Here is a 23,709-nt window from a genome sequence, read left to right on the forward strand (position 1 = left end):
TCTGCATCACGGTTTCGGTGAGGCAAAGGGTTGGCCAATCTAGATTTGGTGACGCGTATCACGGGCGCGGACTTCGGGGGCGGCTATCCCGGGGTCGGTCAGCCAAGGGAGACTAGGATGCGCGCCGATCAGGAAGGGAAAGAGCTTGAAAGGGAGAGGATCAGGATGGCGATCGATGCCGGCTATTTGTCGCCTCCGTGGTACTTCGACGTTGAGACTGACGCACCCTCAATCGTGCCAGAGCCTCGCGAGCCTCCATCAAGCTGATGATGAGCGTGTAGCCCGGTCGCGTCTGTCGGAGGTGAAAGAGATGTTCGCGCAGATGAAGGACCACGTCTGATCGATTCACAAATTATTACGGCGACCACTGGTCTGTCTTAGCTGCAGAGTCGAGAGCAGAGTCCCATCAATCACTTGCGCTGAACCTTCAACAGACCGGCCGTGGTCGACGCGGGCCCTGCCACCATCTGCCCGAAGACGGAAAGTTGGCTGGCGAGGATGTTATACGGGATGGCCCCTTGGCCGTCGTTGTCCACCGCCGCTTTCTGCTTTGGGTACTGCAGGTCGTTGGTTCGAATCCAGCTGCCCCGACCAAAAACACAGTTATTGCAATAACTTATAGAGGTCGCGACATGCAGTTTTTGATACTGCAGGTCGGCTTTTTGAGAAAGGTGATCGGTTCAGCTTGCTCTCGCCCTGCTCGTCGCGTTGGTTCAGATCGCGTCAGGATCACCAGCTTCCGCCGCTGATCTAGCGCTCGCGCGTGACGTCCAAGAAGGCCCTCTGCAAATTTCAAGGTTTCGGCTGCATGCCTTGCAAAAAGCGAAGCGGGTTGAGCGGGCCAATGGGGATCAGCTCGAAGCTCATCATATGTGCTTTTCCCAAGGGCAGCTTTTCGAGCATTTCGTGAGCGACGGCTGGATCGGTGACGTTGATGATGAACGCCACGCCCGGCTTTCCCTGTAGCGAGTACCACTGCTCGATCTTGCCATCGAGGTAGAGATCGACGGTTTCCCGAACTTCCTCCGGTAGGACAGCAAACACCTGCGATTGTTCAAAACCGGGGTTGATGGTCCCGATGGCGAGAATTTTGGTCGTCGGCGTCGTTTTCATAGCGGCTCCTTGTGCGTTTGCGGAATTGAAGCCGACAATGCAGCCAATGAGTGCCAATGCGGCGGCATAAACGAATTTCATGTTACATCCCCTCTGTGTGCCGCTCAGGCGACCGGACGAACCCGTTGGGGGAGTTGAAGCGCTGCACCGCGATCTTGGTCGGCTCGCCAGGAAAGACCTGTTCGAGGCCGGAATCCAGCGTGTCCTGCGCCGGAAAGCAACGATAATCGCCTCTTTCTCGATGGAAAGGACAGTCGACTTGGCTTCCTTGGGGGCCTGTCGGAAGATCAGCGACGATCTCACGCTACTTCCACTTCGCGACTGTCTTCTGGTTGATCTCACCGGCTTCTGCATCACGCTGAAGCGGTGAAGTAGTGCGGGCTTCTATCAAACTCGCTGAACTCTCCAGCAAGAAGCCAATTGCTAAGCGAGATTGCGCGGAACGACTATCTGACGAATTTGAGCCGTCTTCGTCCCGGACGAATGAGCTGCCTGCCGACCTTCGTCGGTCTGCTGCCGGACAATCTCCAGGAGGCTCGATTTGTGAGATTCGGTTATTGGTCTCGAAATCCTCATGGCGAAGCCTTCGGGTGAGACAAGCGCGGGACCGAAGCCCCGCGCCCGTTGCTGAGAAGCAGCACCGGCATGTGTCAATAGCTCGAAATGGTGTTACTTATCGGTCTGTCGCCCGTGCTAGCTACTGCCGTTCGCTAGCGGAGGCGCGCATGGCAAATCGGGAATGGCTGTTCAAGTTGAGCGTAATAGCCGTCGGCATTGTCAACAGTGCCCTGATTGTCTGGCTGGCCTTGTCGCATTGAGGCCCGCGCGTCAGCGTCGCGAATATTTTGGACGCTCAGCTGATCTTGATGCTGCCGATTACCGGCCGCTGTCGTTAGGGGCAGGCAGGGCAGTTGCAAGTGGTTGGCAAGGGTCGCCCAATTTGAGCTCATCGGGCGGCCCACTCGGGCTTGAGCCATATCAAGGCGGTACGCATTGGGGTCGGCTGGTCTCGCCCTACGCCCCCGGATAAACCCAGCAAGGATGAGGAAACGCCAAAGCGCAGGCCTTCAGAGGAAGGTTGGCTGGTCATTGAGGAGTACGCGAACGGGCTGCGGGAGATCATTAGGAAGTTCCGTAGGCACCTTGATTGAAATGCGGCGCCTCAGTTGGAGGTCATTCCTATGCCCGCCTCGGCCGGCGAGAAATCAGATTTGGTGTGACCCACGCCACACAGTTTTCTTCGCATCGCGGGATATGATTCCAGCATTAACCTGGAGTCGTACATGACCCAAATTGCTGAAACACTTTCCCGCATAACGGGGTTCGAGATCGAAGGCGAGTCACTTGCGGCTGTCCTCATTTTTTCGGGCATTGGCTTGGTTATTTCGCTGCTGGCGGTGCAGGCGTACGGCTTGGATCTAAGCACCGGCTTTTTCTAAATGGCAAAAGCAAAGGCCCCCGGCTAAACCCGCGGGCCTTTTGACATTTGCTGTTGCCGCCTCAACCGTCTGGCCTGGCTGGCCAGGCGCGTGCGGTTTTGCTTTCTAAATCGGCGCCGGCGCTTCATCCTCGCGCCTCGCGGTGCCGGCGGGCGTCGTATTCCTTTCTAGTTGCCCCGGCATTTCAGCATTCCGCCTAGCGCGCGTGATCGGTGAGCACCCGCGGTGCCGATGTCAGGACGGATTGGCAGAGCTTCCGGCGGACGGCGGCGGCTCCTTCATAATTTCGGCGAGGAATTTCGCCTCGTCCAACAAAAATCTGGATGCCGGATCCTCATCCGGTTTTGCAAGCTGAGGGCGCGGCTTCACGGCTGAAAGGATCGATCTTAACGCCTCGGACATGACAACCTCTGGGTTCGGCATCGCCGCCCCGAACTTCAGGGCACCCAGGTTAGTCCCAACCCTCGAAGGAAATGGAGCGCGCAGAGGAGGTACCCAAAAGCGCCGCCGTCGCAATTTGCGCCGCGCACCTTATCGGGCCCATGGTGCTGCTCAACCGATAAAGCTGACTTTCGCAGTGACGAGCCGGTTCGTCGACGACATGCGTGCCGCCGCCGCGGCTGGTACGTAACTGATTTGGCAGCCGCCGGCTCGCTGCGTCGGCGTAGACAACTGCGCACGACGCCAAAAGCAAAATGGATGCTCCCGAACCTCGCTGGGAGCATCCTGAAGTCTTGAGGCGGATTCCGGGGAAGGAATGTCCGCGCGTGCATGGAGAAAGCTGTTTGTGCCGCTTTCGTCTTTGCGCTGGCGCAAATTCTTTTCCTGCGACCTGCCGGCCTGCCTCGCAACCTTACCCGATCGGCGCCGCCGGTGTGATGATACGGATGTTCCCGTTTAAAAAGCTGCCAGGCCGTCTATTTGCGCCGCAATAATTTCACACTTCGAGGACCAATGTACGCCCGCGCTGGGGACGCAGCATGGGGGACTATCGCCATGGCTGATAGCGGCTTGTGGCAGGAACGCAGGCATCGGTTGGCGCGCTACCAGGCAATGGAGCGAGAGGCGACCGATCCGCTTGCGGTTGGTTTGATGCATGACATTGTTTTGGAATTGGAGGCTGATCTGAATGAACAGATCGACCAGGAGGCGCAACTCATCTTGATGCGTGATTTCGCATTGGAGCCGGGGACGATCGAGTTTCATGGGCTCGCGGTGTCGTGCCTGGTCCGAAGCCTTTCCAGGCAAGGCGCGTCCTTGGACCTGGCCAGCGCAACTGTTATTCCAGATCGCTTTACGCTAGCGCTCCCGTTGGAAGGTGTGAGCTATGCCTGCCGCCTCTTATGGCGGAAAGGGATGGAGATCCGAGTGAGCTTCCAATAGCGCGGCGGCTGGCGCCTTTGGGGTTCGGTAAAGAACGGCGCTTTCGTCCCCGCCATCTTTTCGAACTCGGACTGTTTTCGCTCGAATGGCACACCGCCTTGCAAGCCAGCCTTGCACTTGCGCGATCAGGCTTCCGTTTGCGCGGCTGCCTCGCGGCCGAGCGCGAACACGCCGACCGGGCCTTCGACGTGAATGGGCAGGCCGGTCATCTTCGAGAACAGCTCGATATTGCTGGTGCCGATGGCGCAGCCACCAAGGCCCATGTCGGTGGCCGCAAGATAGAGCGTCTGCAGCAGCACGCCGACATCCTTGAGCACCAGCGAATAGGCGATACCGGCGTATTTCCAGGACAGCCGGCCGAAGCGGGCGGCGATCGTGATAAGGACTTGCGGCTCGGTCGCGGTGTCCATGGCGAATTGCGCGGCGCCGAGCATGGCTTCGAGCTGCGCGTTCGCCGTTTCGATAGCCGTGAGCGCGTGGGCCGAGGCGTCATAATGATAGAAGCCGCGCGGCAGGTCGGCGCAATTGGCGACAGCCAGGTAAAGTTCGAGTTCGTAGGCGCTGCCGGCGGCCGGGTAGGGCCGGGACGTGTAGGAGACGAGCGGACTATCCGCACGGTCAAATTCGACCGGGCTTTCCCAGCGCGACAGCACGCGCGCGGTCGAGCCGAGAAACAGCGCCAGCTCTCTGAGCGTGATCGGGCGGGTCTCGTCGAAATCGCGGACCGAATGACGCTCGCGCAGCAGCGTTGCGATCGTGACATCAGGCGGGTCGTCTGTTGCGAAGGGGCTCAGTTCGATTGTCTTGCCGGGCCAGGCAGGCCGCTCCGCCGGCAGCGGCGGTAGCCACCCGGCATAGGAATAGAGTCCGCCGATCGGATTGGCCTGCCGTCCTTCGGTCGAGCGAGTGTGGAAAAGGAGATCGTGGAAGTCCCACATCACGAGGTTCGCGTCGCCCTCGCTTCCCCGCAAGCCGTCGGTCTTCGCATCCGATGTGAACAGGATTTCGCAATCTGCGAGCAGCGCCAGCAGCGCAAGGCCCGGAAAGCCGCGCTGGCCCTTCAAGTCGCCGATCTTCCGCGGCACCGCGAGACTCGCAAGAAAGCCTGCGACTGCAGAATCGCAAATCCGGAACAACGCGGCCGCGCGCGGTGATTCCAGCACAAGCGCGTCGGCACGCCGCCGCATATAGGCAAAGCGCGACAGCACGATGGTGTCGGATGCTCGGAGCTTTGGCAGCTGCGGCCAATAATCCGCAAGCTGCGGTTCGATGACGACAAGATCCTTGGTTCCGCGCGCCACACGATATTCTACAAAACCGCGGCGGGCCAGACGGCGCACCAGGGCTGTGGTCTCGCGCGCCGGCGGTTTGCTTCCGGCGAAGGAGGCAAGCGGCAGACCGTCGTGCAGGCCTTCCGCACGCTTGAGCACTTGCGCGCTGAAGCGGCCGAGCTCGACGGGATAGGAATCGACCATGGCGGCTAGGCTGCCGTCCGGCTGCGCCTGAAGGCTGACGCGCTCGTTCAACCGCACGGACAGCGTCAGCGTCGCCTTCCTTGGCATTGGCTGCTTTTTCGGCGCGCGCAATGAAGTCGCTTCCGTCAGGTGTGTGGCAGGAACGGAGTCAATTCGCTCTCCAGCCGCGGCCGCTCGAGCAGGCCGAGCTTGACCGGGATGTCGTAGAGGCGGCCGGGCCCGAAGCGTTTATAAAAATGCCGCAGGCCTGGCACGGTCACGCGCACCACGGGAACGCCGACATCGGGCCGGGTCTGGTCGAGCGCCAGGAAATCATACCCGGCCTGGCGCGCGACCTCGACGCAGTTCTCGACCTGACCGCGGCTGTTGTCGGCGAGTTTTAGCCCTGGCGCCGGCGGCACCGCCGGATGCGCGGCAGGAAGCAGGAAGGGATAGTTTTCGAGCTTCAGTGGCGTGACGCCGTCGAGCGACGGCTTGTCGCCGCTGGAGCCGCCCATCATGCCGATGGCCAGGAACTGGTTCAGCTCGGTGAGCGCTCGCAGTAGCGCGATGCGCCGATCGAAATGCGCGCCCGAGCCGAACTCGATGTTCTCATGTCCGTCGCTCATCCAGTGCATCATCGCGACGTAGGTCGGCACGCCGAGATCACTGGTGACGTCGAGCACCCAGACCTTGCGGCCGGCGTCGGTGAACTGCGTCCGCAGATCTTGGACATAGGAATCGTCGAACTGGTCGAGGTCGAGCTCGGCACGCTGGACCTGATTGTACCACCAGATCGCATAGGCATCGCGCTCCACAAGCTCGAGAAAGCCCTGGACAATCGCCTCCTCCAGCGTGTTGCCGGCGGCGCAGCCGTTCGAATCCGTGTGAGCATCGTAGTAGAAGAAATATTCCAACCCTGTCGGCAGGTAGCGGAAGCACTGGTCGCGCAGCGACCACACCGGCGTCCAGTCGATCTTCTCCGTCGGATCGAGCGGCGGCGGCACAGGATGATGAGAGGCATTCTCGTGGTTGCTGAATCGGGTGCGAAACTGCTCTTCGCTGAAATGCTGGACGTCGTTTGGCATGACGGCTTCGCCGGGTGCGAAGTCGGTGAAACGCCTGGATATCCTGATCTCGTCGCCCTGGTAGATGCCGGAATAGCGCTCGATCGCCTCCATCAGCGCGCTAGCCTCCGCCTGTTCGGCGGTCGAGCCCTTGCCGAAGCTGCCGCCCTGCAACCCCGAGCGCAGTTGATCGACGCTGTGGGCAGGCGCCGAGAAATTATGCTGGGCGAAGAAATTGGTGTTGAGCGGCAGATTGGCATCGATCCGCTCCAGCTTCTTGACGACGCCGGTAAGCGGGCTGACATGCTTGCGGAAGCGCGCAACCGTCGCGTGTGACGTTACCGTACGATAGCCACCGCTGGTCATGACAAGCTTCGCGCCAGGTCCGAGTGCGACCGGTTGGGGCGCGCGGCGCGGGTTCTGCAGCTTCTTGCTGCCGCAATGCGGGCACTGCGGCCGCTTGGCCACATAGTGTCGCGCGATGGTCGAGCCCAACAGATCGAAGCTTGCGATGTGGTCGTTCAGGTCGGTACGAAAACCCGAGCCAACTGCCTTGGCAATTTCGTTCGCAGTAAACTGGATCGCGCTTTCACCAAAGGTCTTGCGGGTCAGTGGTGAGATTGCGACGGCCTTGGCCGAGCCGCGGTCGAGAAACCCCTTGATCTCGCGGTTGCGGATCATACGGTCGAACAGACAGGTCCAGCAGGCGCCGTCCGGCGGATTGAAGACGGGACCAACCAGCGGGAAGACGCCGGAGGGTTGAACCAGCAGCCACGGCGTCTTGTCGGTGACGCGCTGCTTGTTGATCTCGCCAAGGCGGCGCTCAAGGTAGTCGTTCACCAGGGTGACTGTGAGGTCTGCAGGTCCATTGACGATGGTTACACCGCGCTCACGTAGCGCAGCGGTTAGCTCTTTCGCACCGTCCACGTCGAACGCCTCGACACGGACTCGGCATTTCTTCAAGGCTTCCGCAGCGGACTGCGGCGAAAGCCCGAGGCTCGCCCAATAGCCAGCCACGGGGGCAGCGAAGGGCTGCGAAGAAGCTGTCACGACATAGCGGCGTTCGATCATTCGCTTGATCACGTCCTCGACCTGGTCAGCCGGGAATTTGGCGCCAAGCTCGGCAGCAAGTTGTCTTGCGCTTTTTCCGCGTTCGCCGATCGCCTCGGCGAGCGCGACGTAAAGCGGGCCGTGCAGGAAGAATTTGCGGTCCTCGGAATAGAGGCAGACGACATCGTCGGGCAGCACGTAAGCGGTGAAATTCGGCGCGAATTGCAGCATGTCTTTCGGCGCTCGCCGCGGCGCCTGCGGTGATCGTCGCGGGGCCCGCTTTGAGGCTTTTTTCGAGGCTGGGCGCGAGGCCGCCTTGCGCTTAGGTTTTTTGGTCATCGTGTCAGCACGCGGAGTTGTCTTGAGGGGGCGTTGGCGCATGGCGAAAAGGCGCGGCCAGTGGCCGATTCACGCGCCGCGCCAGCATCGCTTCGAATATGCAGGAAATACGACCGGCAGTCGTCGGCAAGCCCGCAAATGCGGTGAGGCGTGAAAGTATAACAACGCAAGAATTGGCCGGGTCGATGATCGATCCCGGCCAACAAAACGCTCTGCTCGTCGATATGCAATCGGAACGTGCCGCGGCTTAGCAGAGGCGGCAGATGCCCCAGGATGCGCAGCAGCTACCGCAGCCCCCACAGCCGGCGCAGCGGCAACCCACCCCGCAACGGCACGCCCTGCAGCCGCCGCAACCTCTGCAGCCACCGCAACGGCAACCCCAGGCCATCTGCTGGGCACCGGCCTGACCGCTTTCCTTGTCGAAGAGGTGGAAGGTCGCGAGGCTGACGTCGGCAATTTCCTCTTCGCCGAGCACGAAGTGCTGGTTGGCAATCTTGTCGAGTGACTGGGGGATATCTGCGGTCGGCAGCGTGGATGCGGATGCGCTCCCCGCCAGCGAAAGGCCCAACCCAGCGGCACCCAAAGCCGGCACGGCGGCGGCTTTGGTCACACGCTTCCGCTTAGAAGCTTGTTTCACCCGTGACATCGTCGCAACCTCCATAAACTTTTCAGAACTGTGTGGGACTCCAGCAGATAAATTCTACGCTGGGCGCATGCGCCGCGCAAGCGTGATAGCTCTACTAAGTCGTTGTTGCATATTCATTTCCTATTCATGTTGATTAACGCCGCAATGAATGGGAGCACATGAATCGGCGTACTTGAAGAGGCGCACGTTGCGGTGCGTCACGGCACTCATCGTCGTGGTGATTAGAGAGGTTTGCATGGTCGATCATCCCACAGCCTTCGCCTGGTACGAACTGCTGACAACGGACCTGCCCGCCGCGCAGTCCTTTTACAGCAAGGTTGTCGGCTGGAATGCGGAGGACGCATCCACGCCGCAATTCGCTTATCGGCTTTTCAATGCCGGCGGCGCACCGGTCGCCGGGCTGATGGAGCTGCCACTGGAGGGGCGGAAAAGGGGCGCAACGCCGCGTTGGGTCGGATATATCGCGGTGCGGAACGTGGACGGCACGGTCGATCGGCTCAAGGCGCTTGGCGGGGCGGTTTATGTGCCACCGACCGACAGCAATATCGGTCGGATCGCGGTGGTCGCGGATCCGCAAACCGCAACGCTGGCGCTGGTCGGCGGCCTGAAATACGGCACGGCCACGGCAGAGGCCGATGGGCTCGGCCCGGTTAGCTGGCACGAACTGTTGGCGGGCGAGAGCAAGGCCGCCTTTGGCTTCTACAGCGCCTTGTTCGGCTGGGAGAAAGCGCAAGCCGAGGAGGCGCTGGTGGATACCTATCAGCTCTTTACTTCCAGCGGGCGCACGCTTGGTGGCATGTTCACCAAATTCGCGGCCACACCGGTCCCGTTCTGGTTGTATTATTTCGAGGTCGCCGATCTCGATACGGCGATCGGTGAGGTGAAGGCGGGTGGCGGCCAAATCGCACAGGGGCCGCTCGAGCTTTGGGGCGGAAGCTGGATCGCGCGCTGCATCGATCCGCAGGGCGCGATGTTCGCATTGCAGGGCCGGCGCAGAGATGATGCCACCGATCGTAGCGGCGAGGGCGAATCCGACGCCGCGTTGGCCTGGTCGTCCTCCTGGGGCGGCATCTCGTCCCGAGGCCAGTTGCTTGGCAAGAGGCCGAGGGGCAAGGGCCGCCCCTGAAGCCGCCTTACGCCGGCTTCGGCTCCGGTACCTTGGACTCAGCTGTCTGGGACTCCGCTGCCTTGGGCGCCGGCGCCTTTGCCGGCTTGTCCTGTCGTTTCGACCAGGAGATGTAGTAGGCCACTATCGTCATGATGCAGATGCCGGCGAGGCTGACCACGATCTGTGCCAGCACCGAGCCTGAGCTCAGGGTCAGCACGAAGTGCGCGACAAAGGACAGGAAGACGCCGACGCAGAACACCGCGAGCGACTGCTGGCCGCAGACGATGGCGGGATCAAAGCCCTTCCACTCCAGCGCCGGCCACGTCTTCGGAATGAACCGCACCACCAGCATCGCAATCACGATGAAATGCAGGAAGCGGTAGGGCGCCATATAGGTCTTGTCGTTGGGATTGAAGGCCGAATACAGCCAGTTCGGGAACAGCGCGCCGAAGTCGGAGAAGCGGCCCGCCATGGTCATGATCAGCGCAAAGATCAGATAGGCGACGCCGAGATAAAGCGCCGGCTTGGAATTGATGATCCAGGCCGACCGCTTGGCGCCGCCGAGTGCGCACCACGAGCCGAAGACGAATATCACCTGCCAGCAGTACGGATCGAAATACCAGGAGCCGGCCGGGTAGGCGGAGAAATTCCAGCTGAAATGGCGCGCCACCAGCCAGAGCACGAGGGAGGCGATCATGGTGACGTCGGGCTGGCGCAGCATGAACCACAGGATGGGCGGGAAGACACCCATCAGCACAATGTAGAGCGGCAGCACGTCCAGATTGACCGGCTTGAACTTGAGCAACAGCCCCTGGCCGAGGGTTTCGGTCGCGTGGTCGACGAGGCCTGCCACATTGAACTCGTTGATCAGATCTGAATCCATGAAGCGTCGTGCCAGGAAGCTGATCGCCACGATATAGATCACGAACAGAATGATATGGGCGACATAGAGCTGCCAGACCCGCTTGGTGAGCCTTGTTGCGCCGACGATGAAGCCGCGCTCGATCATCATGCGCGCATAAACGAACGAAGCCGTGTAACCGGAGATGAAGACGAACAGGTCGGCGGCATCGGAGAAGCCCCAGTTCCGGGTCGTGATCCAGTTCACGACGTTGTCGGGGATGTGGTCCAGGAAAATCGCCCAGTTCGCAATACCGCGGAACAGGTCGAGGCGGAGGTCGCGTCCTTTGTCGGGTAGCACTGCGTTGATTTTCATGGGGTGCTTTCGCGAATTGGGCCGTCTTTATTACAAATTGGACCGAGGGGAGAGCCGTCCGGCCCGAGAATGTCACACGGCGTGTCGCGATTGTCACAGCGCAGCATAATGACTATACCGGTCCGGCAAGGAACATCCCGGGTAGAGGAATCACCGTCTCAATGCTTGCGGTGACTCCAGCCCATCTTGGACGTTTCCTCCACGCCCTTCAAGTCAGCCTTTCCAAGAGGTCCCGACCGCCCATGACCGCACGGATTTTCAAGCCCGCCAAGAACGCCATGCAATCTGGTAGGGCGAAGACCAAGGAATGGCAGCTCGACTATGAGCCGGAGCAGCCGCGCGCCGTCGAGCCGCTGATGGGCTGGACCTCGTCCTCCGACATGAAGCAGCAGCTCTCGCTGCATTTCCACACCAAGGAGGAGGCGATCGCCTATTGCGAGCGCAAGGGCATTCCCTACCAGGTGATCGAGCCCAGGGAATCGCTGCACCGGCAGATCGCCTATGCCGACAACTTTGCCTTCCGGCGCGCCGAGCCCTGGACCCACTGATCAATCGCGGGAAGCCCTAGCCTGACGGGCCGGCTATCGCCGGCTCGCCCGGGATCGGCAGCAGCGCGTCCTTGGATACGCCGAGCACCGGGTAGCTTCTGATGGTGCGCACGTCAGGCATCGCCGCAAACAATCTGAGCTGTCGGCTCATTTCCTCGACGCTTGCCGCAACGCATCTGAGCAGGAAGTCCGCATCTCCCGAAATCCGCCAGCATTGCTGGACCAGCGGCAGCGCTGCGATCGCGCCCTCGAACGCCGCCAGCGCCGCCTGGTTCTGGCTCGACAGCTGGATCGCCACGAACGAGGCCACCTCATAGCCAAGCGATCGCTCGTCGACGGTCGCGCGGATCGTCCGGATGATGCCGCGGCTACGCAGCGCGCGCACGCGCCGCAGGCAGTTGGGATGGGAGATGCCGACCCGGCTTGCAAGCTCGTTGTGGGGCAGGCGGCCATCCCTCTGCAGCTCGGACACAATCCGCAAGTCGATCGCGTCCAGATCGTCTCGCGCGGTCATGGATGCCTCGCTCTCAGGGTTGGCGCCGTTAGCTTTTGCGTTTGCCGCCGGCAGGCGACGCGGGGCCCTCGGCTGCGACGCCTGACAGCACGAGCTTCTCATGGGCCGCGATGATCGCCTCCTTGGTTAGCCGTCCGCCTGGGCGGTACCAGTTGCAGAGCCCGGTCAGCAGCGAAAGGATCGCGAAGGTCGCAACCTGGACATCGACGACCTCGAACACGCCGGCGGCGACGCCCCGGCTTAGAATGTCGGACAGCCGCTGCTCATAGGCGCTGCGCAGCGCGACGATTGCCTCGTAGTTCCTGGACTCGAGGCTGCGCAGCTCGGAATTTGCGATGAAGACCTCGCGTTTGCGGGTCATGTGATAGCCGACATGAAAGGCGACAAAGGCGCGGAGCCTGTCGCGCGGTTCGTCCTTGCCTTCCAGCGCTAGGTCGAGCTGGCGCAACAGCTCGTTGATGTGGTCCTGCACCAGTTCGAATAGCAGCCCCTGCTTGGTCGCGATGTGGTTGTAGAGCGATCCCACCTGGATCCCGACCTCGGCGGCGAGCTGTCGCAGGCTCATGGCCTCATAGCCGTGCTCGAAGATCAGGCGCAGCCCCGCCCTGCGGATCGCCTCCTGCGTCTTCGGGCCGGATGAGCCGATGGTGCGTGACATGCGGTTCTGGAAGAGCTGTGCTCAAGCATTCGACAAACAAGCGAACGATCGTATATCTATGGCATGAAGCGGCAATCAAATCAATATTCTACGGTATGAAATTCACGCGATGAAGTCTCCGCTTGAGAATGGAGTTAAAAAACGTATGATCGTTTAATTCAGGGGTGCGGACGCCAAGGGCAAAATACGGGCGGGAGGGACAATATGCTGGCAAAAATGGTAGGTCTGTCACGCTGCCCTCCGGGCCATCCATCCCGCCTGTCTTGAAGCAATCGCAACGGCTCTCTAGCATCAGAAGAAAACGCCGATCATGACGCTTCATTCCATCATCGATCCGTCGTCGTCCGATTTTGCCCGCAATGCGGAGAGCATGCGCGGGCTGGTCGCGGAGCTGCGTGAAAAGCTCAACACCGTCGCCGGCGGCGGTGGCAAGGCCTCGCGGGCGCGCCATACCGCCCGCGGCAAGATGCTGGCGCGCCAACGCGTCGATCTCTTGGTCGATCCCGGTACGGCCTTTCTGGAGCTCTCGCCGCTCGCGGCCCACGACCTCTACGGCGGCGACGTGCACTCGGCCAGCATCGTCACCGGGGTCGGCCGGATTGCTGGACGCGAATGCGTCATTGTCGCCAATGACGCCACCATCAAGGGCGGCACCTATTATCCGATGACGGTGAAGAAGCATCTGCGCGCGCAGGATGTCGCACGCCAGAACAATCTTCCGTGCGTCTACATGGTGGATTCCGGCGGCGCCTTCCTGCCTATGCAGGACGAGATCTTTCCGGACGAGCGGCATTTCGGCCGCATCTTCTACAATCAGGCGCAGATGTCCGCGCTCGGCATCCCCCAGATCGCGATCGTGATGGGCTCCTGCACCGCCGGAGGCGCCTATGTGCCGGCGATGTCGGACGAGAGCATCATCGTCCGCAATCAGGGCACGATCTTCCTCGGCGGGCCCCCTCTCGTGAAGGCCGCGACCGGCGAGGTGGTCAGTGCGGAAGAGCTGGGCGGCGCGGACGTGCATTCGCGCCAGTCCGGCGTCACCGATCATTACGCGCAGAACGATGCGCACGCGATCGGTATCGCGCGCAGGATCGTCGCCACCTTGAAACCGCCGCGGCACAGTGTGCTCAACATGCGCGCGCCGCGCGAGCCGTTGTTTCCGTCCGAGGAAATTTACGGTGTGGTGCCGGTCGACGGCCGCAAGCCGTTCGACGTGCGCGACATTATCGCCCGAATCGTCGATGGCTCCGAGTTCGACGAGTTCAAGAAGCTCTATGGCCAGACGCTGGTCTGCGGTTTCGCCCATGTCTGGGGTTATCCGGTCGGCATCATCGCCAACAACGGCATCCTTTTCAGTGAGAGTTCGCTGAAAGGCGCCCACTTCATCGAGCTGTGCTGTCAGCGCGGCATTCCGCTGGTGTTCCTGCAGAACATCACCGGCTTCATGGTCGGCAGGAAATACGAGGCTGGCGGCATCGCCCGTGACGGCGCCAAGCTCGTAACTGCCGTGGCGACCGCGGGCGTGCCGAAATTCACCGTCGTTATCGGTGGCTCCTATGGTGCAGGCAATTACGGCATGTGCGGCCGCGCCTATGGCCCGCGTTTCCTGTGGATGTGGCCGAACGCACGCATCTCGGTGATGGGCGGCGAGCAGGCTTCCATGGTGCTGAGCCAGGTACGCCGCGACAATATCGAGGCCAAGGGCGACAGCTGGTCGGCCGAAGAGGAAGACAAATTCAGAGCGCCGATCCGGGCGCAATATGAGAGCCAGGGCAATCCCTATTACGCGACCGCGCGGCTCTGGGACGATGGCGTGATCGATCCCGCCGACACCCGCCTCGTGCTCGGCCTTGGCCTGTCGGCGGCGGCGAACGCGCCGATCGAACCCACAAAGTTTGGCCTGTTCAGGATGTGACGATGGACCGCTCCAGAATGTACCGTCGCTTCCGCACGCTTCTCATCGCCAACCGCGGAGAGATCGCCTGCCGCGTCATTCGCACCGCCAGGCGGATGGGCCTGCGTACGGTCGCCGTCTATTCCGAAGCCGACCGCGGCGCGCTGCATGTCGAGATGGCCGACGAGGCGGTGCTGCTGGGGCCTGCGCGAGCGCGCGATAGCTATCTCAATGTCGAGCGCCTGCTCGAGGCGGCGCGCAAGACCGACGCCGAGGCCATCCATCCGGGTTATGGCTTCCTGTCGGAGAATGCGGAATTTGCGCAAGCCTGCGCTGCCGCGGGCATCGTCTTCGTCGGACCGACGGCTGACATGATGACCGCGATGGGCTCGAAGTCCGGTTCGAAGGCCCTGATGGAAAAAGCCGGCGTGCCGCTGGTGCCGGGCTATCATGGCGAGGCGCAGGACGATGCGACGCTTGCCAAAGCCACCGACCGGATCGGCTTCCCGGTGCTGGTCAAGGCGTCCGCCGGCGGCGGCGGCCGTGGCATGCGTATCGTGCGCAGTGCGCCGGAGCTTGCGGCGGCAATCACGAGCGCCAAGCGCGAGGCCAAGGCCGCCTTTGGCGACGATCGTCTGCTGATCGAGAAATATGTCGATAATCCCCGGCATATCGAGGTGCAGATCATTGGCGATAGTCACGGCAATCTCCTGTCGCTGTTCGAGCGCGAATGCACGCTGCAGCGGCGCCATCAGAAAGTGATCGAGGAGGCGCCATCGCCGACGCTGAACGCGACCCAGCGCGAGACTGTCTGCGCCGCCGCGCGGAAAGCGGCGGGCGCGGTCAACTATATCGGCGCCGGTACCATCGAATTCGTCTCCGACGGCAAGGACGTGTTCTTCATCGAGATGAACACCCGACTGCAGGTGGAGCATCCGGTCACCGAACTGATCACCGGCATCGATCTGGTCGAATGGCAGCTCCGTGTCGCCTTCGGCGAGCCGTTGCCGTTGCGGCAGGACCAGATCAGACTGAACGGCCACGCCATCGAGGCACGCGTCTATGCCGAAAATCCGGCGAAGAATTTCATGCCATCGGTTGGCAAGATCCGCACCTGGCGGGTGCCGGCGGAGACAAATGGACTGCGCATCGATGCCGGCTATCGCGATGGCGATGCGGTATCGCCTTACTACGACGCAATGCTGGCCAAGATGATTGCCTGGGCGCCGACGCGGGAGGCTGCGATTGCACGGCTCAACCGCGGCCTCGAAGAGACTGACGTCCGCGGTGTCGTCACCAATATTCCGTTCCTGTCGGCGCTAATCACCCATCCGAGCGTCGCAGCGAATGCCATCGATACCGGCTTTATCGAGCGCGAATTGAAGACGTTGGCGGCTGCTCCGCCGCCTGCCGGCGAGCTCGAGTTTTGCGCCGCCGTCGCTGCGATCCTGGACGGGGAGGCAAAGGCGTCTAAAGCCGAGGCGCAGTCGCCGTGGCAGACCTTCGGCTGGATGCCGGTCGGCCGCCGCGAGCGGGTGTTCTCGTTCCGGCAGGGCCACGGCGCGGAGCAGAAAATCACCCTTCGTTACGGCCGTGGTCCGGCAACACTCGCGGTCAGCGAGCGCGAGCTGACCTTTGTCGCGAGCACGGCCGACCATGGTGGCTTTGACCTGACGCTCGACGGCGTGAAGACTCCCATCACGGCGATCATCGAGGGTCACGAGCTTTACTTGCGCACGCGCAATGGCCGCTTCGAGCTGCATTGGGTCGATCCGTTCGGCGGCGAGACCGAGGAGCAAACCGGCGAGGACAAGATCGTGGCGCCGCTGCCGGGCACGGTGGTCGCGGTGCTGGCGGAGGCGGGGGCCAAGCTCGAGAAAGGCGCGGCGATCCTCACGCTCGAAGTGATGAAGATGGAGCAGACGCTGCGCGCGCCCTTTGCCGGCGTATTGAAGCAGATCAAGTGCAAAGTCGGCGACATCGTGCAGGAAGGCGTGGAGCTGGCCGAAGTCGAGCCGATTGGCGAGTGAGCAGCATGAGCAACGCAATCCGCATCATCGAGATGGGGCCGCGCGACGGCCTGCAGAACGAGAAAACACCCGTCAGCGTCGCCAACCGGATCGCCTTCGTCGAGCGGCTGGTCGATGCCGGTTTGCATACCGTGGAGGTCGGTGCGTTCGTCTCACCGAAGGCGATCCCGCAGATGGTCGGGTCCGCCGAGGTGCTGCGCGGCGTGAGCCGCATCGAAGGCGCCGAGTTCCATGTGCTGGTACCGAACGAGAAAGGCTATGAGACCGCCCGCGGCGCCGGCGCCAGGGTGGTCTCGGTATTCGCCGCGGCTTCCGAAGGCTTTTCCCGCGCCAATATCAATTGCTCGATTGCGGAATCGATCGAGCGCTTCAAGCCGGTGCTGGCACGTGCCAAGGCCGATGGCGTGCCGGTGCGCGGCTATATCTCCTGTGTGCTCGGTTGTCCGTTCGACGGCGAAATCAGGCCGCAGGCGGTAGCCAATGTCGCGAAACAGTTGTGGGACCTCGGCTGCTACGAAATCTCGCTCGGCGATACCATCGGCGTCGGTACGCCGCTGAAGGCAAAGCAGATGCTGCGCGCGGTCAGCGCGCACGTGCCGGCCGCAAAACTCGCGATGCATTTCCACGATACCTATGGCCAGGCGCTGGCCAATCTCTATGCCGGCATGGAGGAGGGTGTGCATGTCATCGATTCCGCCGCCGGCGGGCTTGGAGGATGCCCCTACGCCCCCGGCGCCACCGGCAACGTCGCCACCGAAGACGTGGTCTACATGCTCGAAGGCATGGGGATCAGAACCGGCGTCGACATGGAGAAGCTGCTGGCGGCCACCGACCACATCTGCCGCCTGCTTGGCCATCCCCCAGTCAGCCGCGTGGCGGCGGCGCTGAATGCGAAGAAGACAAGGGCCAATAGCAAATAGAGATCGGCGAATAGGAAGTCGATCAGCTCTTGCCCTCGGCATCGATGCTTTGGTGGAGTCCCGCAACGTCCCAGGGCGTCAGACGATCAGATCGTGCAGCACTTGGGCAACGAGAGCGCTTGGCATGTGGTCTGGAACGATAGTGAGATGGTCATCCGGATGTTGTCCCGGCGGGGCCAGCTCGATCGCTTGTGGTCCGTTTGAAATCGCCGGCGGTAGGTGAGTTGCAATATTGTCTACGTGATTGCCAATCGACGCAGGGATTTGGTTGAGCCTTGCAGCGTCAAGGAGACCCGAGCCCTTGAAACTGGAAATCTCGTCGTGGAAATGAAAGGAGTCCCCGAGCGTATCGGAAGTTTCTTCTCCGTGTGAAATGGCCAGCGATCCGTGAGTCCCTGCAGCGCCTTCGAGACGGTCCATCGATGCTGGAGTATGGCCGGGTTCTGCAACGTCGGTGATGCCCGATCCCTTGATACCCGAAACCGCATCATTGAAATGGAATGAGTCTCCGGGCGCACCGAGAGTGTCCCCAGACATGACTTGCGCTAGAGAGGATAGTGCCAAGCCATGTACGCCGGAGCCACTCGCGCTCGTCGTCGTGAAGGTCTGACTGGCTGCGAGCGTGGCCGCCGTACCATCGCCCGTTAAGTCGGTGATTTGTCCACCGAAGCTCCGGGAATGGTCGAACGCCACGCTGGTGTCGGTACCGGCAGGGTTGCCAAAATTGATGGTCGCAGCGCTTGCCGCCGTTTCCCCGGCAGCGCCGCTGTCGACCGTCACGGTGCTGGAACTCGCTGGAGGGTCGGAGAGTTCAGTGCCGGCTCCACCGTTGAGGCTGGTGAAAGACCAATTGGCACCGGTGTAGTTCCCGGACAAATGCAGTGTCACATTATTCGCACTGATGCCGTCACTGAAGGTCATCGTGCTGATGTTGGTGCCCGAATTGTACGAGACCGAAACGGACATGCCTCCCTCCACATAGGGAAGCTGTGTGAGGTCGATCAAATCGGTTGACGTGAGGTGCGTGCCGATGTCGGTGCCCGTGATGACTCCTGCGAATTTTTGCCAGTCATCGATGATCAGCTTACCGGCGCCCTGCTCGAAGTGGATGATCTGGCTGTCTGTCGTGCACGGTGCAACCTTGCTGCCAGGGCCAAATTCGATCGTGGCCCCGCTGTCGATCCAGAACTGCCCGATCCCGGTAATGCTGCCTGTCACGTGCTGGTCGACATTCGGATCGACCATGATCGTGCCGTTATTGATGATAGGTCCGTTGAAACTGGCGTTGGCTGTTTCCTCCAATGTACCGTCGTTCTCGAATTTCCCCGAATAGCTTACATCGAGGTCGCCCGCGAGCTGCAGCGTTCCTCCGGCGGTGACGTCCGTCGATGCAGCGCCGTGCGGAATCGTAAGCGACTTAGCCTGGGCTTCCGGTGTGCCCGTGATGATGACCGTGTAATTGCAAGGCGCATGGATGGTTGCGTGGATACCCAAGGTGGGAACAACGCCGTCGTTCCAATTGGCCTGGTCGTTCCAGTCGAGCGTTGGCCCGGGCCCGCCAACTATCAACGCCTCCGAATCCGGGTTGACCTTTATTACCGTCGCCGCGGTCGCCTGTGTCGGGTAGGTGTCGCTGCCATCCTGCGACGTGACGGAAACGTGCAACGTGTCGCACCCGGTGAAACAGCTCGTGGGCTTATAGATCAGGCTCGCCAGTGCCGCGTTGACGTCGTCCGCCGATCCCGACACCGTCAGCGACCCCGGGCAATTTACGGTCTCCGTTACCCCCGCCACGGGGCACACCGCCAACGTCCCGTGTTCGACGGTCAGCAGTACGATGACCCTATCGTCCGCATCTTCCGCCCGCGGACCGACGACAACGCCGGCAATGTCGATCGCGGCGTTCTCTGTGGTAGTCGCCGTCGTTGGTGCGCTTGCCGTCGGCGGCTCGGCAACCGGGGCGACCCTCACGACTTCGGTTGCCGTCACCGCCGCACTGATATCGCCTTCGGAATCGCGCTCGGTCGCGGTAATCGCCAGAGTGAAGCATCCGTCAAACCCCGCCGGGGGCGTGATCTTCAGGCACGACAGGCTCCAGCTGGCCACGTCGTAGGAGGTGTGATCTGCGGTCGCCGTAAAGCTGTGACCGGGCAAGCCGGTGCCGTCGCTCAGCGTAGCGCCCACCGGGATGTCCTTCACGACAAGCGTATCGAGGCTGTTCGGGGATACGTCGCCGTTGGCGCCCGACAGACTCTTGGCCGCTACGCCGAGATTCAGCGCGATCGCTGTGTCTTCATTGCCGTGCGCGGTGACCGGGTGAAGGCACGGCGCCTCGGGGGCGACACTTACCTGCTCGCTGGCACTCGCTGTATTGGCGTCCTGGTCGGTCGCCGTGACGGTCAAGGTGAAATTGGTATCATTCGGCGGGATGATCTTCAGCTTCGAGAGATTCCAGCTCTCCACGTCGACCGAAGTGTTGCCGCTGGTTGCCGTGAAGCTGTTCGTGCAGTCCGTGAGCACCGCCCCGACCGGGATGCCGCTGACGACGAGCGACTGCACGCTGTTGCTGTGGCCCGGCAGGCTGTTCGCGGTGGCAGTGATTACACCAAGTGCGATCGCCGTGCCCTCGACGCCGCTCTCAACCTGCGGCAGCCATTTCACCGTCGGCGGCGTCTCGTCGACCGTGATCGTTTGCGTTGCCTCTGGTGCGGGATTGCCGGCCGTATCCGAGACGTCTGCCGTCACCGTGTAGTTACCGTCGTGCAGCAGCTTTGCTTCGGCCGGGCTGACGTTTACTGACCAGGTGTTATTCGTCAAAGTGGTGGTGAACGTGTCGACGACGTGGCCGGAGCTGTCAATGATCCTCACCGTTACCGGCTGGCCGGTTTCTGCGTCGGACGTGGTGCCGGCGATAGCGAACCCGGTGCTCGCCGCATTGGCGTTGACGACGTCGTGACGGACAATGGTGTCGATTGCGATTGTCGGGGGAGTCTCGTCGACCCTGATTGTCCGGGTGGCGTCCGCCGGTTCGCCGGCCGCATTCGACACGTCCGCCGTCAGCGTGTACATGCCGTCGGCCAATGATTTGGCCTCCGCCGGGCTGAGGTTAACCGACCAGGTGCCGTTGGCGACCGTGGCCGTGGTGCTGTAAACGACGTGGTTCGAGTTATCGACGATGATGATCGTAACGATACGTCCGTCCTGCACACCCGTGGTCGTGCCTACGATTTCGACCCCGGTATTGGCGTTGAAGGAATTGATGATGTCGCTTGTGGAAACGCCAATTTGTCCCGCGATGCTGGTGATCGCCAGTGTCGGCGTATGTCCGATGAAGATGTCGGGAACCGTGACGACCGACGACCCTAACGGAACGAGCGCATTTTGCAGCTCGGGCGCATCGTCAGTCTGAATAAAATTGATCGGCTGCAGCAGCAGCTCTGGAGTCAGGAAGGGATAGGCGCTGGACCCGCTTTGTCCCAGCCCTTTATCCCAGTTGGCGAGCGCGTCCTGTTGGGCGACCTGCAACTCCTCCATGCGAGCCGCAGTATTCCCGACCGGGCTTATGCTGACCGAGGAGCCGACCCTTCGGATGACGATTGTCTCTCCGGGATCCTCGACCATGATGTGCCGGGGCGTAGCCTCCTTCGTTGTCAGCTCGAATGAGCCGTGCTCGCGGTCCTTGTATGTGATGTTGTCATCGTCAAGGAGTGTAACGTTGGAGTCCGCGGCCTGAGCTTCCTTCAGCATCGGGAAGATCAGCGCCAAGAGCGACAGCAGTCCGAACCTACCTGCGTGGACCCGGCCGCGAATACCTCCAGCAGGCGCGTCGATCCCGGGAAAACCAGTCTGTGCCGCCGGACCAGCAGTGGAAGCGGAAGTTCCTCTTGCCGCCATCAAGGCCGAATGCAGCGCGCCGCGGAGGAGTTCGCCTAGCACTACCCGAGTGCCTTCGGGAATTTTGAACGCAGTGCCGTCGATGAAGCGAATGCCAATCCGGCCGTCAGCCGCCGTCTCGATCACGTCATCCTGGAGGACAGCATCGCCAACCATCGCTTGAACGGCAATGCCGCTGCCGCGCGTGACGGTGCCGCAACCGATTGCCGTCTCGATGTTGCCGACGACTTGGGGAGGCTCTGCACCGGGCGCTTCGAACATTGGCTTCGAGCTCGCCTACTGGATAGTTCAGGCTCAGCGTGGTGCCGCAGTGTTCTTGATCTGGCTTGCCCTCGCCACGAACCAAAATATCCGTGTGCTGGCAGCCTTTAGGCTGGCCCGCCGAAATGTCCTGATCAAAATAACGCGACCGTTCCAGGAAGGGAACACATTCCGCGCGACGTCGACGTGGCAGCAATGCTGTCATTTCGCCGCGAGGCATGACACCTCCCATCACGATTATTTTTACTGTATTTTGCCTACGAGCAGTAGCTCTTTAGTGTAGCGCAGTCAGCCATTCGGATTAGGCCGGGGGTACTCCATTTGGAGTAGCTGGTCTGCGTGGCCGATGTGACATTATATGGGTTGCGGCTTTCAGCCGAGGGCTCAACAAACCCAATGGGCTGCACCCGAACACGATCTTCTCAGAAAGGGGGGATCATGTGCACACATGCGATTACCCTATTGGCGGCAAGTGCCGTTTTGGCGCTCGCGAGTGTCTCGCCTGGTCCAGCTCAAGCGCAAAGCGAGCCTGCGAAGCCGGCTGTCCAGGATCTCGCTTCAGAACCCATTGGCAGAGTTGTAGCCGCTACAGGTTCGGTCACGATTGAACATGCGAGTGCGGTCGTCGTTCAGGCAAACGTCCCCAGTCAAGCGGGTCAAACGAAGGTTGGCGATCTCGTCTATCTGGGCGACGTGGTCCAGACCGGAGCCAATGGTCGGGTCGGCATCAACTTTACGGACGGCTCCTCGTTCAATCTTTCGAGCAACGCCCGCATGACTTTGGACGAGTACGTGTACGACCCGAAGGGGAAGTCCAATTCGACCATGTTCAATCTGACCAAGGGAGCATTCACCTTTGTCGCCGGCAATATCGCGCACAGCGGCGATATGAAGGTCGACACCCCTGTTGCGACCATGGGCATTCGAGGGACGACGCCACATGTCGAAATTTCGGATGATGGGACAACCAAATTTGATACTCTCATCGAAGAGGGCAAGAACAAGCTTAAACCCCAGCTTTCGAAACTGACGGATCGATATTTCCAGGACGTCGAGTTGTGCAACGGCCTGAATCGCGCGTCGGTTGACGCTCGTATTGGTGGTTGCACGTCGCTCATCGATGCACGTCAAGGCACGGCGACGAGCTTGGCTATCGCCTATAACAACCGTGGCAATGCCTACACTGCAAAGAGCGACTACGACCACGCCATCCAGGATTTCGATCAATCGATCAAACTCAATTCAGCTTACGTCAAGCCCTTGAATAACCGGGGCGTGGCTTACTTGAGGAAGGGCCAATATGACCTCGCGATCCAAGCATTCGACGAGGCGATCGTGCTCAATCCGAACTACGGCGAAGCCTTCGCAAACCGTGCCGGAGCCCACCTGAAAAAGAATGAATACGATCGCGCAGCCCACGACTATGACGCTGCAATCGGACTTGATCCCAATTTGAAAGCCGTATGGAGCGGACGATGTTGGACCCGAGCCATCCTCGGAGCGTTGCAGAACGCACTGGAGGATTGCAATCGGGCGCTTCAGGGGACGACCGACGCTGCGACGTATGACTCGCGTGGGCTGATCTATCTGAAGATGGGCCAACCTGCAGCGGCCATCGACGATTATAGCTCTGCGTTGCGATCCGACCCGAAGCTGGCAAGCGCGCTCTATGGACGCGGGCTCGCCAAGCTGAAGATGGGCGACAGGGCTGGCGGCGATGCCGATATTTCAGCGGCGAAGACAAACCAGGCGAACATAGGTGACGACTTCGCGCGCTATGGCGTGCGATAGAAACCAAGGACCCCAGCCGCAGCAGGAGGCGCCTGATCCACTGCCGTCTGTCTGAACTTGTCTAACAACGGACAATCATGACGGAAGACGGAAGATGGAAGGGGATGGGGATCTTGGTGTCCCGCATGGGACGCCGTAACGTTTCCGACGGAGGCGCCCCGGACAGCGTGCGGTAGGCGACGGCAAAGCGTCCAAGCTCCCAGAAGCCGCGATCGGTGACGATGCGCGTCACGGTCGCCGAAGAAGCGTCAGCCCGCAAAAGCGCGCGACGAACGAGGTGCAATCTCCGCAAGTTGAGATAGCGGATCGGGCCCATTCCAAGATGCTCCTCGCTTCCAGACAGGGAGTTCGCGGGGCAATCCATTGCAGGGACATCGTCAGCAA

Annotated in this window: 17 protein-coding genes and 1 pseudogene; 8 read left to right on the forward strand and 10 right to left on the reverse strand. The window is 61.3% G+C overall.

The annotated features are described in order from the left end of the window. Positions 1 to 792 precede the first annotated feature (792 nt). The gene (locus tag A3AI_RS0132355) at positions 793 to 1,194 is read right to left on the reverse strand and encodes a hypothetical protein (protein WP_024519541.1); all 402 of its coding nucleotides are present in this window, start codon (positions 1,192 to 1,194) and stop codon (positions 793 to 795) included. Between the two features lie 120 nt (positions 1,195 to 1,314). Next, positions 1,315 to 1,450 (reverse strand): annotated as a pseudogene (locus A3AI_RS50350) (IS481 family transposase); the annotation flags it as partial. Positions 1,451 to 2,396: 946 nt separating this feature from the next. Here A3AI_RS50350 and A3AI_RS48160 point away from each other — a divergent pair. Both A3AI_RS48160 and A3AI_RS49515 read left to right on the forward strand, forming a co-directional pair. Beyond that, complete coding sequence (locus A3AI_RS48160) at positions 2,397 to 2,552, forward strand: hypothetical protein (RefSeq protein WP_156928035.1); 156 nt, start codon at positions 2,397 to 2,399, stop codon at positions 2,550 to 2,552. Positions 2,553 to 3,548: 996 nt separating this feature from the next. Continuing rightward, positions 3,549 to 3,935 carry a hypothetical protein gene (locus tag A3AI_RS49515; protein ID WP_245286996.1) on the forward strand — a complete coding sequence of 129 codons (387 nt, stop codon included), beginning with the start codon at positions 3,549 to 3,551 and terminating at the stop codon, positions 3,933 to 3,935. 125 nt (positions 3,936 to 4,060) lie between these two features. Here the strand turns inward: A3AI_RS49515 and A3AI_RS0132380 are convergent, their stop codons facing one another. The 3 genes from A3AI_RS0132380 to A3AI_RS0132390 all read right to left on the reverse strand — a co-directional run bounded on the left by A3AI_RS0132380 (position 4,061) and on the right by A3AI_RS0132390 (position 8,491). Beyond that, positions 4,061 to 5,497 (reverse strand): SagB/ThcOx family dehydrogenase, encoded by a 1,437-nt coding sequence (locus A3AI_RS0132380; protein ID WP_084801094.1) that lies wholly within the window; start codon positions 5,495 to 5,497, stop codon positions 4,061 to 4,063. Between the two features lie 38 nt (positions 5,498 to 5,535). Continuing rightward, the gene (locus A3AI_RS0132385) at positions 5,536 to 7,737 is read right to left on the reverse strand and encodes a TOMM precursor leader peptide-binding protein (protein ID WP_051382556.1); all 2,202 of its coding nucleotides are present in this window, start codon (positions 7,735 to 7,737) and stop codon (positions 5,536 to 5,538) included. Between the two features lie 355 nt (positions 7,738 to 8,092). After that, the gene (locus A3AI_RS0132390; protein ID WP_156928036.1) at positions 8,093 to 8,491 is read right to left on the reverse strand and encodes a hypothetical protein; all 399 of its coding nucleotides are present in this window, start codon (positions 8,489 to 8,491) and stop codon (positions 8,093 to 8,095) included. A gap of 235 nt (positions 8,492 to 8,726) precedes the next feature. Here A3AI_RS0132390 and A3AI_RS0132395 point away from each other — a divergent pair, with 235 nt between their 5' ends. Then, positions 8,727 to 9,617 carry a VOC family protein gene (locus tag A3AI_RS0132395; RefSeq protein ID WP_024519547.1) on the forward strand — a complete coding sequence of 297 codons (891 nt, stop codon included), beginning with the start codon at positions 8,727 to 8,729 and terminating at the stop codon, positions 9,615 to 9,617. A gap of 7 nt (positions 9,618 to 9,624) precedes the next feature. Here A3AI_RS0132395 and A3AI_RS0132400 read toward each other — a convergent pair whose 3' ends face one another. Next, positions 9,625 to 10,815, reverse strand: a complete 1,191-nt coding sequence (locus tag A3AI_RS0132400) for an OpgC domain-containing protein (RefSeq protein ID WP_024519548.1) — start codon at positions 10,813 to 10,815, stop codon at positions 9,625 to 9,627. A 242-nt stretch (positions 10,816 to 11,057) separates the two neighbouring features. On the opposite strand from A3AI_RS0132400, the gene A3AI_RS0132405 reads away from it, so the two are divergent. Beyond that, complete coding sequence (locus A3AI_RS0132405) at positions 11,058 to 11,363, forward strand: ETC complex I subunit (protein WP_024519549.1); 306 nt, start codon at positions 11,058 to 11,060, stop codon at positions 11,361 to 11,363. Positions 11,364 to 11,379: 16 nt separating this feature from the next. Here the strand turns inward: A3AI_RS0132405 and A3AI_RS0132410 are convergent, their stop codons facing one another. Together A3AI_RS0132410 and A3AI_RS0132415 are read right to left on the reverse strand one after the other, a co-directional pair. After that, positions 11,380 to 11,877, reverse strand: coding sequence for an Lrp/AsnC family transcriptional regulator (locus A3AI_RS0132410; protein WP_024519550.1), 498 nt, complete (start codon positions 11,875 to 11,877; stop codon positions 11,380 to 11,382). Between the two features lie 28 nt (positions 11,878 to 11,905). Beyond that, positions 11,906 to 12,535, reverse strand: a complete 630-nt coding sequence (locus tag A3AI_RS0132415) for a TetR/AcrR family transcriptional regulator (RefSeq protein ID WP_024519551.1) — start codon at positions 12,533 to 12,535, stop codon at positions 11,906 to 11,908. Positions 12,536 to 12,845: 310 nt separating this feature from the next. Here A3AI_RS0132415 and A3AI_RS0132420 point away from each other — a divergent pair, with 310 nt between their 5' ends. Genes A3AI_RS0132420 through A3AI_RS0132430 form a run of 3 tightly spaced genes read left to right on the forward strand, consistent with a single transcriptional unit; the run spans position 12,846 to position 17,379 of the window. Further along, complete coding sequence (locus A3AI_RS0132420) at positions 12,846 to 14,450, forward strand: carboxyl transferase domain-containing protein (RefSeq protein WP_024519552.1); 1,605 nt, start codon at positions 12,846 to 12,848, stop codon at positions 14,448 to 14,450. A gap of 2 nt (positions 14,451 to 14,452) precedes the next feature. Beyond that, entirely contained in the window at positions 14,453 to 16,459 is a 2,007-nt protein-coding gene (locus tag A3AI_RS0132425; RefSeq protein WP_024519553.1) for an acetyl/propionyl/methylcrotonyl-CoA carboxylase subunit alpha, read from the forward strand. 5 nt (positions 16,460 to 16,464) lie between these two features. Beyond that, positions 16,465 to 17,379 carry a hydroxymethylglutaryl-CoA lyase gene (locus tag A3AI_RS0132430; protein ID WP_024519554.1) on the forward strand — a complete coding sequence of 305 codons (915 nt, stop codon included), beginning with the start codon at positions 16,465 to 16,467 and terminating at the stop codon, positions 17,377 to 17,379. A gap of 78 nt (positions 17,380 to 17,457) precedes the next feature. On the opposite strand, the gene A3AI_RS0132435 is transcribed toward A3AI_RS0132430, so the two are convergent. Continuing rightward, positions 17,458 to 21,534: an Ig-like domain-containing protein gene (locus A3AI_RS0132435; protein ID WP_024519555.1), complete on the reverse strand. Its 4,077-nt coding sequence runs from the start codon at positions 21,532 to 21,534 to the stop codon at positions 17,458 to 17,460. 438 nt (positions 21,535 to 21,972) lie between these two features. Here A3AI_RS0132435 and A3AI_RS49520 point away from each other — a divergent pair, with 438 nt between their 5' ends. Beyond that, the gene (locus A3AI_RS49520) at positions 21,973 to 23,325 is read left to right on the forward strand and encodes a tetratricopeptide repeat protein (protein ID WP_245286997.1); all 1,353 of its coding nucleotides are present in this window, start codon (positions 21,973 to 21,975) and stop codon (positions 23,323 to 23,325) included. 61 nt (positions 23,326 to 23,386) lie between these two features. Here A3AI_RS49520 and A3AI_RS50355 read toward each other — a convergent pair whose 3' ends face one another. Next, entirely contained in the window at positions 23,387 to 23,689 is a 303-nt protein-coding gene (locus tag A3AI_RS50355) for a helix-turn-helix domain-containing protein (protein ID WP_024519556.1), read from the reverse strand. Between the last annotated feature and the right edge of the window lie 20 nt (positions 23,690 to 23,709).

Source organism: Bradyrhizobium sp. Tv2a-2 (assembly GCF_000472425.1).
Lineage (GTDB): Bacteria > Pseudomonadota > Alphaproteobacteria > Rhizobiales > Xanthobacteraceae > Bradyrhizobium.

Coding starts and splice junctions, on each gene's coding strand:
- A3AI_RS0132355 (WP_024519541.1), bottom strand. CDS start 1,194: ATGAAATTCGTTTATGCCGCCGCATTGGCACTCATTGGCTGCATTGTC.
- A3AI_RS48160 (WP_156928035.1), top strand. CDS start 2,397: ATGACCCAAATTGCTGAAACACTTTCCCGCATAACGGGGTTCGAGATC.
- A3AI_RS49515 (WP_245286996.1), top strand. CDS start 3,549: ATGGCTGATAGCGGCTTGTGGCAGGAACGCAGGCATCGGTTGGCGCGC.
- A3AI_RS0132380 (WP_084801094.1), bottom strand. CDS start 5,497: ATGCCAAGGAAGGCGACGCTGACGCTGTCCGTGCGGTTGAACGAGCGC.
- A3AI_RS0132385 (WP_051382556.1), bottom strand. CDS start 7,737: ATGCTGCAATTCGCGCCGAATTTCACCGCTTACGTGCTGCCCGACGAT.
- A3AI_RS0132390 (WP_156928036.1), bottom strand. CDS start 8,491: ATGTCACGGGTGAAACAAGCTTCTAAGCGGAAGCGTGTGACCAAAGCC.
- A3AI_RS0132395 (WP_024519547.1), top strand. CDS start 8,727: ATGGTCGATCATCCCACAGCCTTCGCCTGGTACGAACTGCTGACAACG.
- A3AI_RS0132400 (WP_024519548.1), bottom strand. CDS start 10,815: ATGAAAATCAACGCAGTGCTACCCGACAAAGGACGCGACCTCCGCCTC.
- A3AI_RS0132405 (WP_024519549.1), top strand. CDS start 11,058: ATGACCGCACGGATTTTCAAGCCCGCCAAGAACGCCATGCAATCTGGT.
- A3AI_RS0132410 (WP_024519550.1), bottom strand. CDS start 11,877: ATGACCGCGCGAGACGATCTGGACGCGATCGACTTGCGGATTGTGTCC.
- A3AI_RS0132415 (WP_024519551.1), bottom strand. CDS start 12,535: ATGTCACGCACCATCGGCTCATCCGGCCCGAAGACGCAGGAGGCGATC.
- A3AI_RS0132420 (WP_024519552.1), top strand. CDS start 12,846: ATGACGCTTCATTCCATCATCGATCCGTCGTCGTCCGATTTTGCCCGC.
- A3AI_RS0132425 (WP_024519553.1), top strand. CDS start 14,453: ATGGACCGCTCCAGAATGTACCGTCGCTTCCGCACGCTTCTCATCGCC.
- A3AI_RS0132430 (WP_024519554.1), top strand. CDS start 16,465: ATGAGCAACGCAATCCGCATCATCGAGATGGGGCCGCGCGACGGCCTG.
- A3AI_RS0132435 (WP_024519555.1), bottom strand. CDS start 21,534: ATGTTCGAAGCGCCCGGTGCAGAGCCTCCCCAAGTCGTCGGCAACATC.
- A3AI_RS49520 (WP_245286997.1), top strand. CDS start 21,973: ATGTGCACACATGCGATTACCCTATTGGCGGCAAGTGCCGTTTTGGCG.
- A3AI_RS50355 (WP_024519556.1), bottom strand. CDS start 23,689: ATGGATTGCCCCGCGAACTCCCTGTCTGGAAGCGAGGAGCATCTTGGA.